This is a genomic window from Prevotella heparinolytica, from assembly GCF_004342845.1.
Lineage (GTDB): Bacteria > Bacteroidota > Bacteroidia > Bacteroidales > Bacteroidaceae > Bacteroides > Bacteroides heparinolyticus.
Genome location: NZ_SLXB01000004.1, coordinates 40,404 through 53,423 on the forward strand (window position 1 = coordinate 40,404; position 13,020 = coordinate 53,423).

Annotated in this window: 5 protein-coding genes; 2 read left to right on the forward strand and 3 right to left on the reverse strand. The window is 49.0% G+C overall.

Going from position 1 to position 13,020, the window contains the following annotated elements:
- Positions 1–19: 19 nt before the first annotated feature.
- From EV202_RS03570 to EV202_RS03580, 3 genes are all read right to left on the reverse strand, one after another.
- A complete protein-coding gene (locus EV202_RS03570) occupies positions 20–3,316 on the reverse strand; it encodes a SusC/RagA family TonB-linked outer membrane protein (RefSeq protein ID WP_131925486.1) in 3,297 nt (1,098 codons plus the stop codon).
- 706 nt (positions 3,317–4,022) lie between these two features.
- Positions 4,023–5,495, reverse strand: coding sequence for a TolB family protein (locus tag EV202_RS03575; protein WP_131925488.1), 1,473 nt, complete (start codon positions 5,493–5,495; stop codon positions 4,023–4,025).
- A 15-nt stretch (positions 5,496–5,510) separates the two neighbouring features.
- A complete protein-coding gene (locus EV202_RS03580) occupies positions 5,511–7,247 on the reverse strand; it encodes a DUF6057 family protein (protein WP_131925490.1) in 1,737 nt (578 codons plus the stop codon).
- Between the two features lie 820 nt (positions 7,248–8,067).
- Between EV202_RS03580 and EV202_RS03585 the strand changes: the two genes are divergently transcribed.
- Both EV202_RS03585 and EV202_RS03590 read left to right on the forward strand, forming a co-directional pair.
- Positions 8,068–9,747 carry a glycoside hydrolase family 43 protein gene (locus EV202_RS03585; protein ID WP_394364505.1) on the forward strand — a complete coding sequence of 560 codons (1,680 nt, stop codon included), beginning with the start codon at positions 8,068–8,070 and terminating at the stop codon, positions 9,745–9,747.
- Between the two features lie 114 nt (positions 9,748–9,861).
- On the forward strand, positions 9,862–13,014 hold the full coding sequence (locus EV202_RS03590) for a SusC/RagA family TonB-linked outer membrane protein (RefSeq protein ID WP_207903429.1): 3,153 nt from the start codon (positions 9,862–9,864) through the stop codon (positions 13,012–13,014).
- The last annotated feature ends 6 nt before the right edge of the window (positions 13,015–13,020 follow it).

The window sequence follows — 13,020 nt, forward strand, 5'->3', positions numbered from 1 at the left end:
ATCTTGTTTTTAAGCGTGATTAAAATTGTACGTTGAAACCAAGCGTATAGGTACGCGGCATCGGATAGCGACCGGTATCCAGACCTGTGTAGAGTACACTGCCCTGACCGCATTCGGGGTCGCCATATTTGTTGTAACCGGAGATGGTTGCCAAGTTCTGGATGGAGAGGTAAACGCGTGCGCTCTGGATAGAAGCTTTCTTTACGAGGTTCTTCGGAAGCGTGTAGCCAATCTGGATGTTGGAGACACGCAGGAAATCACCGTTCTTTATCCACATATCGGAAGCGCGCATGTTGTTGTTCTTGTCCAAGAAGGAGAGGCGAGAGAGCGTACCGTTGGGGTTGTTTTCCGGGTGGTATGCTGCTGCGGCAGATTCTTTTAGGATATTCGGTGCGCAACCGTCGTCAGATGCGAACATGTTGGACAGACGCATGGCCGAATAAGAGAAAATCTTCTGGCCGCTCACGCCGTAGAGGTACACGGAGAAATCCCAGTTCTTGTAGTTGGCTCCGAGGTTCAAACCATAGTTCAGTGCCGGGAAGCCATCACCCAAGATATCCATATCTTTGGCGTCGATCACCTTATCGTCGTTGAGGTCTGCAAAAATATAGTCACCGATTTGAGTGTCTGCGCTGTAGCGCGGGTATTTTTCAAGATCTTCTTTTGACTTATAGATTCCGATGACACGGTATCCGTAGAACGAACCTACCGCATAGCCTTCCTTACAGATGGAGTGGTTGCCCCAATGGTAGCCATCGGCTGCTCCTACGGCACCTGTGTTAGAACCGTCTTCTGTTCCTCTGCCCGATGAATCGGAGTTGGTGTTGTAAAGCGGTTCGCCCATCTTCTTCACCTTATTCTTTAAGGTAGAGCCCGTGAGTGTGGCGTTGATGCTCCAGTCTTTGTTCAGGCGTTTGTTATAGGCGAGGCTGAACTCGAATCCTTTGTTTTCGATTTCGCCGTAGTTGGTATAAACATCAGAGAAACCTGTGGAAGGACGTACTTGGCGGTAGAGCAGCAAGTCTTTGGATGTACGTATGAAGTAGTCCATTGTCAGGTTCAGGTCACCTTGCAGGAAGCTGGCATCCAAACCGATGTTCATCTGTTCGTTGGTCTCCCATTTCAGGTTGGTGTCTACCAACTTGGCATAGTAACCGGTATCGAATGTCATGCCATTGTACTTACCCATTCCTTGTCCGGAATTGTAGAAAGAATACTTCACATTCTGTGTGGTCAATCCTACTACAGAAAGGTCGGTGGCACCGCCTGAGTTACCGGTCTGACCCCATCCGAGGCGTAGTTTCAAGTTGGAAACAACATCTTGATTCTTCATGAAACCTTCTTCGGATATACGCCATGCCAAGGCTGCGGATGGGAAAGTACCCCAGCGGTTGCCGGCACCAAAATTTGAAGAACCGTCACGACGGATGGTTGCCGTCAGGATGTAGCGGTTTAATAGGCTGTAGCTTGCACGGCCGAAGTAAGAGATACCACGACTTTCGAGGTTCAGGGCACCGCTGCCGCTCAATGTTTCGGGTTTGGTAGTCAATCCTACATCACGGTTGTCTTTGCTCCAGAAGCCTCTTGAGCCTGCAGAAGTCCATTGTCCGTAGTAGCGTGAAACCTCGTTACCCAGCATCAGGGTCAGGTCGTGAATGTCGTTTTTCCAGCCATAGGTCAGGGTGTTCTGTATAGAGAGTGTTTGACCGTCGTTGTTACCTATGCTGAAGCTGTAATCGTTGTCGTTAGAGGGGTTTACGTAGGCATTTGTGCCTTTTGTCACGTCAATGGCCTGGCCATTGTAGTAGTTGAAGCGCTTGATGCCGCCGGAGAAATTATTGCTGGAGCCACTGTAATAGCTGTAAGAAACCAATGTTTTCCAGCTTAATCCTTTCAGGGGAGTGATGGTGAGGTAAGCACTGGCCAAAGCACGGTTGTTCCGGTTGCGTCCTTGCAATTCCATCTGTTTGGCATACATGTTTCCTATAATAGTGCCCCAGAAGCCGTCGTTGGTATCTTTACCGCCCAACACTTCACCGAAAGTACCGTCGGGGTTCACTACGTTTGGAGAAATATGTGCTCCGGCGGGAACACCGTCGTAAGTGGCATCACCGCGAGTCACGAAGTCCATGGAGGGACACATGAAAGCGAAGTCGCGCAAAGAAGACAAGTTACCGAAGTTACCGATGGAGTTGTTGGAACCGTGAGAGTCAGTATGTACATAGCTTACGTCGGCACCAAACTCCAGATATTTGTTGATTTGCGATTTTACGTTGGCACGAGCCGTGATGCGCTGGTATTGTGTATTGATGACCACACCATCGTTGCGCAAGAAGCCCACGGAAGCGTTGTATTGTGTCTTGTCAGAACCGCCTGAAGTGGAAATGTTGTAGTTCTGTTTCCATGACGAGCGGGTCATTACATCCTGCCAGTCGGTGAACTTACGCTTGCCATCGTATTTTTCGCTCCAGACCTCATTCCAAAGTCCTACACCATCGTTGGCACGGGCTGTGCGGATGTTGGAGGCATATTGGTCCACACTGCAAACATCCAGTTTGTTGGGCAAGGTTTGAAGACCGAAGTCTGCGGTGATGGTGACGGAAGAGTGACCTTTTGTTCCGTGCTTGGTGGTAATCATGATGACACCGTTGGCACCTGCCGAACCATAGATGGCGGTGGCGGAGGCATCTTTCAGAACTTCGATGGACTCGATGTCCGAGGGATTGACGAAGTTGGCGTTGGTGCCCACTTGTATGCCGTCTACCACATAGAGCGGGTCGGCTTTTCCGTTGATGGTGGCCACACCACGAATGCGAACGGCGGCATTGGCGTCGGGGGCACCGTCTTGCATGGTAACCATCACACCGGGAGCTGCGCCTTGCAATCCTTGGGCAATGTTTGTCGGGGCTTTACGCATCATGCTTTCGCGGTCTACAGAAGCTACAGAACCGGCGATGTCGCTTTTCTTCATCGTGCCATAACCCACTACCACCACTTCTTCCAAGGCTTGTGCATCTTCTTTCATTACAATGTTCAGTGTAGTCTTGCCGGCCACAGGAACGGTTTGAGTGACGTAGCCGATGAAAGAGAATATAAGTTTTGCATTAGAGGGAACGTTGAGCTGATAGTTTCCTTCTACATCTGTGATGATGCCGTTCGTGGTTCCTGCTTGCAGGACGTTTACACCCGGCATGCTTTCGCCGTTGGAGTCCTTGACGGTTCCTTTTACTGTTACATTCTGGGCATATACCCAAACAGGTATTATCAGCAAAAGTGATAATAGCCCGATGCATCTTTTTAGATAAATGTTTTTCATATTAAAATATTAAAGTAATTAGAAATAAAGAATTCTACTTTGTTTTGTGCGGGACGTGATAGAGGAGTGAAAAAGAATCTTCTCTATCATTCTCAATGAGGGTAAATTGCTCTTTAGGTTTTCATTGTGGCTTTTTGATTTTTTAAGTTGAACATCTGCGTTGGTTTTCACTGATGACAAAAATAGTGCTTTAGTGTTAAGTAACGTGAAATTCTTGAAACATCTTCTTTAATCGTCGTTACATTCCTCCTTGGAAATGTTACACAAACTGTCCTGCACGTTACATAATATACCTGAATTCGGGATAGGCGGTTGCTTTTTCTAAAGATGAGGGGGTGCATCCTGTCAGGCAGATATCTTCTGAATGCACCGGTTCACGGCGGCGGGGCAGAAGAGAAGAAAGCCTTTCAGACCCACCGCCCTCCCCCTGTTTTGACAGCCGCAAGCCTTTGTCGTGACAGATGCAAGTGTCCAAGCCGACAGACACAAGTCTCTGATGTGACAGGCACAGGTGTTTGAGCCGTCAGACGCAAGTGTCTGACAAATCAATATTAAATATGTGATAATTGATGCTTCTTGATTTTGAGACACAAGCTTCCGTGTGAGGTTATCGACCTGCTTCTTATCCCGCCCCCAGATATAATATACCTTGAGAATGCACCGGCAGAGTGTTGGCACCTGAAAAGAACTTTAGGTGCAGGTCCACTTATCGGCCGGAATAGGTGATGTCTGTTCCTTTTTCTCTTTTTGCCACTTGGCTGATGGCGTATGCGCTTGTCTCGACTTTTCCTGAAATGAATTCAGGGACATTATACGATTTCATCAGGAACGTATAATGGTCTTTTTCTTTTTGCGGCAGCAAGAAAGGCTTGCTTGCCTTTCCCGTTTCGTCTATGTGGGCTATGAAGGGGCGGGTGTACAATCCATCCATACGGCGGCTGCTGAATACTACCCAACGGCTGTTGCTGCTCCATGAATGGTAGCTCTCCACATCGTTGCTGTTCAGTTCCGACAAAGGCCGAATCTCTTCCGTCCGAAGGTCGGCAAGGTATAGGTCGGCATCCTTGTGCCAGATGGAGAAGTTGCCATAGGCGGAAAGGGTGAACATGAGGTATTTCCCGTCGGGCGATATGCGGGGAAAGGAGACGCTCTTTCCCTCTTTGCGCGCATTATATAAGGTGTCTACCCTATTGCCGAACGAACGTGTGTTTGCATCGTAGCCGATGGAACACAAGCTGTATCTCACTTGGTCGTATCGGTCGGGGATGCTCAGGCTGTCGGCCGAACAGAAATAGAGTCTCTTCCCGTCGGGCGAGAAAGTGGGGAATGTTTCAAATGCCGTTGCCGAAGAAAGGAGGAGAGAACTCACAATCTGTTCCCGCTTCACGTCGTACACCACCACGTCCGAGGCGTAGTCCATTACTTCCACCCGGTTGCGGTCGGTGGTATGAAACATCTGCTTGGTGGTGTTTACGGAGAACGCAACAAAGTCTCCCGAAGGATGCCATGAAGGATAGACCAACGCAGAGATGGTTTGCGGTGTTTTCGTATTCAGTTTCTTGATTTTTCCTTCTTCTTCTATCATATAAGTGCCTGCATGGTCGGCGCGAAGATGGAACAGCATCTTTTTCGGATTTTGCCGGCAGAAGGAGTGGCAGTTCATGCAGCCGTAGCCGGTCATCTTGTTGGTGATGATGGCCGTTTCCTCATAGTTTTCCAAGCAGCGCTGATAGATGCCCATTTCGTTCCAAATCTCATATCCCGGTTCTATCAGGCGATAAGCAATGTAAGGGTCTGTCTCTTCCTTGGCGATGTAGAGGTGGAAAGGGGCGTATTCTTCCCATTTGCCCTCTCTCTTCCCTTGCAGGCGCACGCTGACGGAAGACGATGCTTTCAGCAGCCTTCTCCATTTCGAGGGGCTGACGGCTATTTGTCCGTTTCGGGCGGAAACCTCCACCTTTTCACTGCCCGACTCAAAGAGGGCGCGAATGTCGGAAAACCCGCAACTGTCCGGTATGCCGAAACACAAAGGAGCTATGTTGGGAGGCAGTGTGACCTCGGTGTAATCGGGTGATATGGGTGGCAGACAATCATGACGAAGGTCTATCCGTATATCTTGCGAGCAGGATGCGAGCAGGCTGCACCCGATTGCTGTCAGTAAGCGTCTTAAAGTCTTCATTCGTATGTGGTTTTTTTAGTTCCTGTACTTCAGAAAATGCCACAGGCTGCCTTGCTCCCGCGATGAACCTTGATTAAAAGCATTGAAACGTTGCAGGATGCCGGCCTGTATGTTATATCGTTGCAAAATATCGGGGTTTCCTGCAGCAAACACAGCCACCCCTTCCTGAAAGCAGACGGGCAGCACGGCGGGCAGGGCGGGAGTGCCGTAGAAGGTTTCGAGCGTGCTTTGGAAACGCGGAATGTCTTTAGACAGCAGGTAGAGCGAGCCTAAATACAAGATGGTGGCTTTGTGTGAGGGGTTGTGGAGGACGATTTCTTTCAGGTCGTCGTCCAGCCCCTTGCTGCCGGCAAACCGATTGTCGGGGAAGAGGCAGTTCCGTTTGGAGCCCAGCAGAGAATCTGCTTCCACGGCCGCATCGTTGTGTAGGAAACGGCGATAGGAGGTTGCAAGGTCTTTATAGAAGAACGTTGCTTCGAGCACTTCGATGTATTTTCGGGCCACTTCGTATTGGCCGTAAATGAGGTTGGTCTGGATGAGGCGTTGCAGCATGCGCGGCGAAAAATTCCCCCAACCTTCGTTGCCCTCGAAGGCGCACCGTTGCGCGAAAGCGATGTGCCCCATCGAGAAATAAATGTCGCTGAGCAATGTCGAGACGTAAGGGGTCTTGTTTCCGCTGACGTAGATGCTGCGGATGTCTATGCAAGGTTGCCGGAACAGTTCGTCTGCCAGTCTTCCTTTTTCGGCCAGTGCCATGTGCAGGTAGTTCTGAAAAAGCAGGTTGCTCATGGATAGGTGTTTGCACTTCTCTATCACCGTGTCCCACTGCTCGTTTCGGGCATGGTAGTCTAATTCTTTAAAGGCTTCGTTGCTGCGGCTCACGTACTGCTTGGCTTCGTTTGCCGCAAACAGTCCGATGCCCGCCAGCTGGAGGATGATAAGGATGCTTTGCCACCTCTTGCTCTTGATGCGTACCGACTTGTACGAAACACCGGTTGCCAGACATACGCCTGCCATCATAATCCACGGTTGGCAGACGATGGAGCCGGCCTGAAGCCTGAGCGTGAAATACCCGTCGGGCAAGAGCACGTGTTTCAATTCGCCTGCCAGTCCCATCCACAGGCAGGCTTTCCCGCATAGATACGCCAGCAGGGGGAGGGCAACGAACCAAACGGCTTGTTTGTAGTTGCGGAAAAGTTCGAGAATCAGCAGGCAGCAGCCATACAGCAAAGCGACAGGCCCGGCCATGACAAACAGCAGCAGGGTGCTGATAACCGAGTAGCCCAAGCGCACGGCAAACCTGCGGAAGCGTGTCTGTATGGAAAGAAAGGCCGTCATCAGCAGAAAAGCCATGGTTCCGGCATATTGGTAATTGGTGTTGTAGTGCAGGCATGCCAAGGGGATGACGGGCAAAAGGGCGAGCGGAAGCAGCCATCGGCTTTCCGTGTGGCGATGCAACGTGTGCGCCGTAAGCACCGCGATGAGCGTGAGGAGCAGGGCTGTTATTACTATGCCGGCCGATGGATAAACGAAAAACTGAATCAGAAAGTCGGAAAGCAATTGTATGCATCCACCCGGCTGCGACGCTGTGGAGCCGATGTAAGCGGAGTGATACAGGAAAGTCCTTCCTTGTTCTATATAGCAAAAGTTGTAGTATCCTATGGCGGACAGGACAAAGGCGAACGACACGAACAGGATGATGCCGATGAGGAGGTACGCCAATTTGCTGTTGCGGAGTGTGAGTGTATTCATTAGCATATCGTTTCAGGAAACAAAAAATGCGCGGGGCATTTGTCCGGTGGCAAAAGTAACAAGAAAATCCGGTAACGGTTGTTTTTCGGGGCTCTATTTTATGTTCAAGCAAAAAAGAAGCTTTGCAGCATTTGTCTCATCCGTTTTTTTTGAAACCGGAGTGACTGATGTTTTTAGGTCGATTTTCCCCTTGTTTGTAAAGATTTAGAAATATGCACTAAAAGCCGAGTGGATTTTTAGTAAAATCTCCCCCGATTTTTAGTAAAAATTCCCCGGAAAATTAGTAAAAACTGCCTCGATTTTTAGTAAAATTTCATCTCCTTGATTTACAAAGGGTTACAAAATGCTTTTTTGTTTATGTTTTTCTTAACGCGTAAAGAAAGAAAAACGGTGCTTTGAGGTTGCTCTTTTGCATCAATAAAGCATAACGAAACATCCCTGTTGCCGCCTGCTGTGCAGTTTGTGCAAAGCGGCGCAAAGCAAGTGCATGCCTCGTCCGGCCTTGCCGAGATTTGAGGTGGCGCATGCTTGTTTTTTCGTATGCCGCTTTTATCTTTAGCGTGTTATCTTGTTAAATTACAGATGATTAATTTGTTTTGATGTAATATAGGGAAAAAGAAATGTAACATAAAAAAGAAACATGTAGCACAATCAAAAAAACGTGTATCATAATGCTGTCAGTCGTATGCGCGTATGCTCTATCTTTGTCTCACCGGAAAACTCCGGGTTATAAAACTGAAACGTTAATCTTTAAAATCTGCTTTTGATGAAAAAGAGACAAAACTCCAAACTTCTGGCGGCCTTGTTCGTCCTTTCCTGTATGTCGGGATTTTCTTGCGCTTCTTCCACTGCGGGGGTAGGCAGAACTCCGGTTGTGGCAAAGTCGACGGCTATGTTCGACCGCTTCACCTACAAAGGAGAAGATACCTTTTATAAAGAGCATCCGCTGCCCGATGCCGAGTCGTTCTACAATCCCATCCTTCCGGGTTGGTATTCCGATCCCAGTATCTGCACCAATGGCGAGGGGGATTACTTCCTTGTTACTTCCACTTTCACCTTCTTCCCCGGAGTGCCCATCTTTCACAGTACGGATTTGGTGAACTGGCGGCAGGTAGGCCATGTGCTCACTCGTCCCTCGCAGTTGGTCAACATGAAAGGCCAGCACGTCAGTGGCGGTATCTTCGCACCGGCCATCTCTTACAACCCGCACAACAAAACCTACTACATGGTCACCACCAACGTGGGGGCGGGCAACTTCTTCGTAAAGACCCGGAACCCTTTCGGTGAATGGTCCGACCCCATCATGTTGCCCGAAGTGGGAGGCATCGACCCCTCTTTCTTCTTCGATGAAGATGGCAGGGCTTATATTGTGAACAACGATGACGCACCGGACAACAAACCCGAATACAGCGGGCACCGCACCATACGCGTGCAAGAGTTCGATGTGGCGACCGACCGCACCATCGGCCCTCGCAAGATATTAATAAATAAAGGTGTGCATCCCGAAGAAAAACCCATCTGGATTGAAGGCCCTCACATGTACAAAATAAATGGAAAGTACTTCCTGATGGATGCCGAAGGCGGTACCAGCAACTGGCACTCCGAGGTGATATTCCGTGGCGACTCTCCGATGGGTCCCTTTACGCCGTGGGACAAAAACCCTATCCTCACGCAAAGACACCTGTCAGGTTCGCGCCCCAATCCTGTGACTTGCGCCGGCCATGCCGACCTGATACAAACCAAAGAAGGTGATTGGTGGGCCGTCTTTCTGGCTTGCCGCCCCATCGACAACAAGTTCGAGAACTTGGGCCGCGAAACCTTCCTGATGCCCGTGCGCTGGAGCGAGGACGGATTCCCCTACATGACGCAGGGCGACGAGACCGTACCTCTGGTCTTGAAACGTCCCGGCGTGAAGCGCAACGAAACAGTGACCTTCGGCAATTTTGAGGAAATCGAAGAATTCGACGGTAAAACGTTGGGTATGCAATGGACTACGCTCCGTGCTCCCGCCACCGGTCTGTACTCCTTGTCTTCGGCCCCCGGCTATCTGACGCTGAAGTGTGCCGATATCAGTGCCACCGAGCGCGATACCCCCGCGTTTGTTTCCCGCCGCATGCAGCACCACAATTTTGAGGCTGCCACCCGTATGCTGTTCAATCCCTCCGACGACAAAGAGGCTGCCGGCCTGCTGCTGTTCAAGGACGAACACCATCAATACTTCTTCTGCGTGTCTCAACCCGGAGGAGTGCGCAGCATCTCCTTGAAGAAAATCGGTGCTTCCGCCGAAGAGGTGCTTGTCACACGGAAACTTCCTGCCAAGCAAACCGACATCCGTCTGAAAGTCGTGTCGCGCGGCACGCACTACGATTTCTACTACGCCACCTCCAAAGGCAAAGCGTGGACACTGCTGTGCAAGGACGTAGATGCCGGCTATCTCTCTACGGCTACGGCCGGAGGCTTCACCGGCAGCATGATAGGCCTGTATGCCACCCGGAAATGATTACACCTTATAAATACTATTATGAACACTATGAATATGTATGACGATAGTTGAAACTGTTATCTGTAACAATTAATAATTAGAGAGAAAATGTAGTGATTAATTCTTAAACTAATGGTAATGAAAAATGTAACAAAAAAGATTCAGAAGATTCCCGGCCTGATCTTGGTGATGCTGCTCTGTTGTTTGACGGTGTCGGCGCAAAAAGGAGTGACGGTGAAGGGAGTTGTTGTAGACGGCAACGGAGAAACTATCATTGGTGCTTCGGTCGTATTAAAAAGTAACAGCTCGGTAGGTACGATATCCGACATAGATGGTAACTTCGTCTTAAACGTACCCAATGAGAACGCCACTCTTGTTGTTTCATTTGTGGGAATGAAGCCGAAAGAAGTGAGAGCGACTTCCAAAGCTATTATGAGAGTGATGCTCGAAGACGACAGCCAGCAATTGGAAGAAGTGGTGGTAGTGGGTTACGGCCAACAGAAGAAAGCCTCAGTGGTAGGTGCCATTACCCAAACCACCGGTAAAGTGCTGGAAAGAGCTGCCGGTGTAAGCAACATTGGTGGAGCGCTCACCGGAAACCTGCCGGGCGTAATCACCACGCAAGGCACGGGAATGCCCGGTGAGGAAGATCCTAAAATTGTGATTCGTGGTGCAAGTTCTTGGAATAACAGCGAGCCTTTGGTGTTGGTCGACGGTATAGAGCGACCGATGAATAGCGTGGATATCAGTTCTGTACAGTCATTGTCCGTCCTGAAAGATGCCTCTGCTACGGCCGTTTATGGTGTGAAGGGAGCCAATGGTGTCATCTTGATTACAACTAAACGAGGAACCGAAGGCAGTGCGAAAATAGATGTGGGTTTTAATGCCACACTCAAGGCTCCTTCCAAATTGCCGAATAAGCTCGATGCATACGATGCTTTGATGGCCCGCAACGTGGCCATAGAGCATGAATTAGGCTTAACGCCCGACTCTTGGGCTTATATTAGGCCGCAATCGTTTATCAATAACTACCGCAATCAGACCTCCGTCGAACAGATGGAACGCTATCCCAACGTGGATTGGCAAAAAGCACTGTTCAAAGAAACGGCCGTGTCCTACAATGCCAATGTGAACGTAAGCGGTGGTACAAAGTTTGTGAAATATTTTGCTTCGGCCGATTATGTTCACGAGGGTGACCTCTTCCGCGTATACGACAATAATCGGAATTATAACTCCGGTTATGGATACGATCGTCTCAATGTGCGCAGTAACTTAGACTTTAGTATAACCAAAACCACGTTGCTCAAGATCAACTTGGCCGGTTCGAATGGCGTACGCAAGTCTCCTTGGAATAATGTCAGTGGAGACGAGTGGCAGATAGGACAACAATGGGCAGGTGCCTATAACATTGCCCCCGATGTGTTTTTGCCGCAATACAGCGATGGTTCTTGGGGATACTATCCTCAAATATCCAATGTGTCTAACTCGGCTTCGAACATGGCATTGGGTGGTTATATGCAAACCACCAGTACCCGCATCAATACGGACTTTACATTAGAACAGGATCTGGGTTTTGTGACGAAGGGATTGAGTGCCCGCGCCATGGTGTCTTGGGATAATATGTTTGTAGAGAATCGGCGAGGTATCAACGACCTTTATAATCAAGCCCAACAGAAGTGGATAAATCCTGAAACTGGCCAGGTCGTACTTAAAAACGACTTCGATAGTGCAAATGGCTTCGACTGGCAACAAGGTGTGAACTGGACCACACAAGCCGGAACGGTAGATAATGGTGCTACGGTGCGTAATCTGTATTATCAGGCGCAATTAAATTGGGCACGTAGTTTCGGTAAGCATAATATTACGGCTATGGGACTGTTCAGCCGGCAGGAAAATGCCCGAGGCAGTGTGATGCCTACCTACCGTGAGGACTGGGCTTTCCGTACCACATATAATTTTGCCGACCGTTATTTCATTGAATACAATGGCGCCTACAACGGTTCGGAGAAATTCAGCAAGGAGAATCGTTTTGCTTTCTTTAATTCAGGAGCTTTGGGCTGGATGGTGAGCGAAGAACCGCTTTTCAAGCCTCTCAAGAAGTATGTTGATATGTTGAAGCTAAGGGCTTCTTATGGTGAGATTGGTGATGACAATCTGGGACCCAATCCTTTTGACCCAAGCAGACGATGGCTCTATATGAGCCAGTGGGCCTATGGAGGACATACCACCATCGATTTGAATCAGAAAGAAAGCATCTATACGTGGTACAGAGAAGCTGCCATAGGTAATAAAGATGTGAAATGGGAAACGGTGAAGAAGATAAACCTGGGTATCGACTACTCTGTTCTGGGTGGTTTGCTGGCCGGTAGCTTGGAGTTTTTCCGTGACGAGCGTACGGACATCTTGGTGTTTGGTGCCGATCGTTCGGTTCCTTCTTATTTTGGAAGTACACCGCCCACTGCCAACATCGGTAAGGTTAGAACCAATGGATACGAATTGGAATTGCGCGTTAACAAAACATTTGCCAATGATATGCGCGTATGGGGTAACTTCAGCATGACGCATGCCAAGAATAAAATTCTGCAGAAAGACGATCAGGAATTGCGTCCCGGATATCAGAAAGCTGCGGGTTATAGCATCGGGCAATATATTTCATATATAGATGGTGGATTTATTCAGAATTTCGATGAACTCTATGGTAGTCCGGCTCATGATACGAATGACGCACACAAGTTGCCGGGTGACTATTACATCGTGGACTTCAATGGCGACGGTGTGATAGACAATAAAGACCAGGCTCCTTATGGATACACAGGAACCCCGCAGAACACCTTCAATGCGACCATCGGTTTTGAATGGAAAGGATTCAGCTGTTTCGCCCAGTTCTATGGAGTGACCAATGTAACGCGTGACGTATCTCTGAATAGCTTTGGCAGTAAACTCAATACGGTTTACAATATCGGTACTTGGTGGTCGGTAGACAATCCCAATGCTGATGTGGTGGTGCCGCGTTGGAACTCTACTCCAAGCTATAACACCGGAACTCAGTTCCTTTACGACGGTTCTTATATCCGCTTGAAGAATGTGGAGGTGGCTTATACCTTTACAAAAGGATTTGTAAAGAAGTTCGGAGTGCAGAATCTGAAAGTTTATCTGAATGGAAATAATCTGTGGCTGTGGACCAGAATGCCGGACGACCGTGAGGCAAACCTCTCCGGAGCGGGCTATTTGGGAGCATATCCTACGGTGAAGCGTTTTAATTTAGGTATAAAATTCACATTATAAAAGGAG

Bases quoted from the DNA above. Each gene is read 5' to 3' on its own strand.
- EV202_RS03570 (WP_131925486.1), bottom strand. From the start codon at position 3,316: ATGAAAAACATTTATCTAAAAAGATGCATCGGGCTATTATCACTTTTG.
- EV202_RS03575 (WP_131925488.1), bottom strand. From the start codon at position 5,495: ATGAAGACTTTAAGACGCTTACTGACAGCAATCGGGTGCAGCCTGCTC.
- EV202_RS03580 (WP_131925490.1), bottom strand. From the start codon at position 7,247: ATGAATACACTCACACTCCGCAACAGCAAATTGGCGTACCTCCTCATC.
- EV202_RS03585 (WP_394364505.1), top strand. From the start codon at position 8,068: ATGTCGGGATTTTCTTGCGCTTCTTCCACTGCGGGGGTAGGCAGAACT.
- EV202_RS03590 (WP_207903429.1), top strand. From the start codon at position 9,862: ATGGTAATGAAAAATGTAACAAAAAAGATTCAGAAGATTCCCGGCCTG.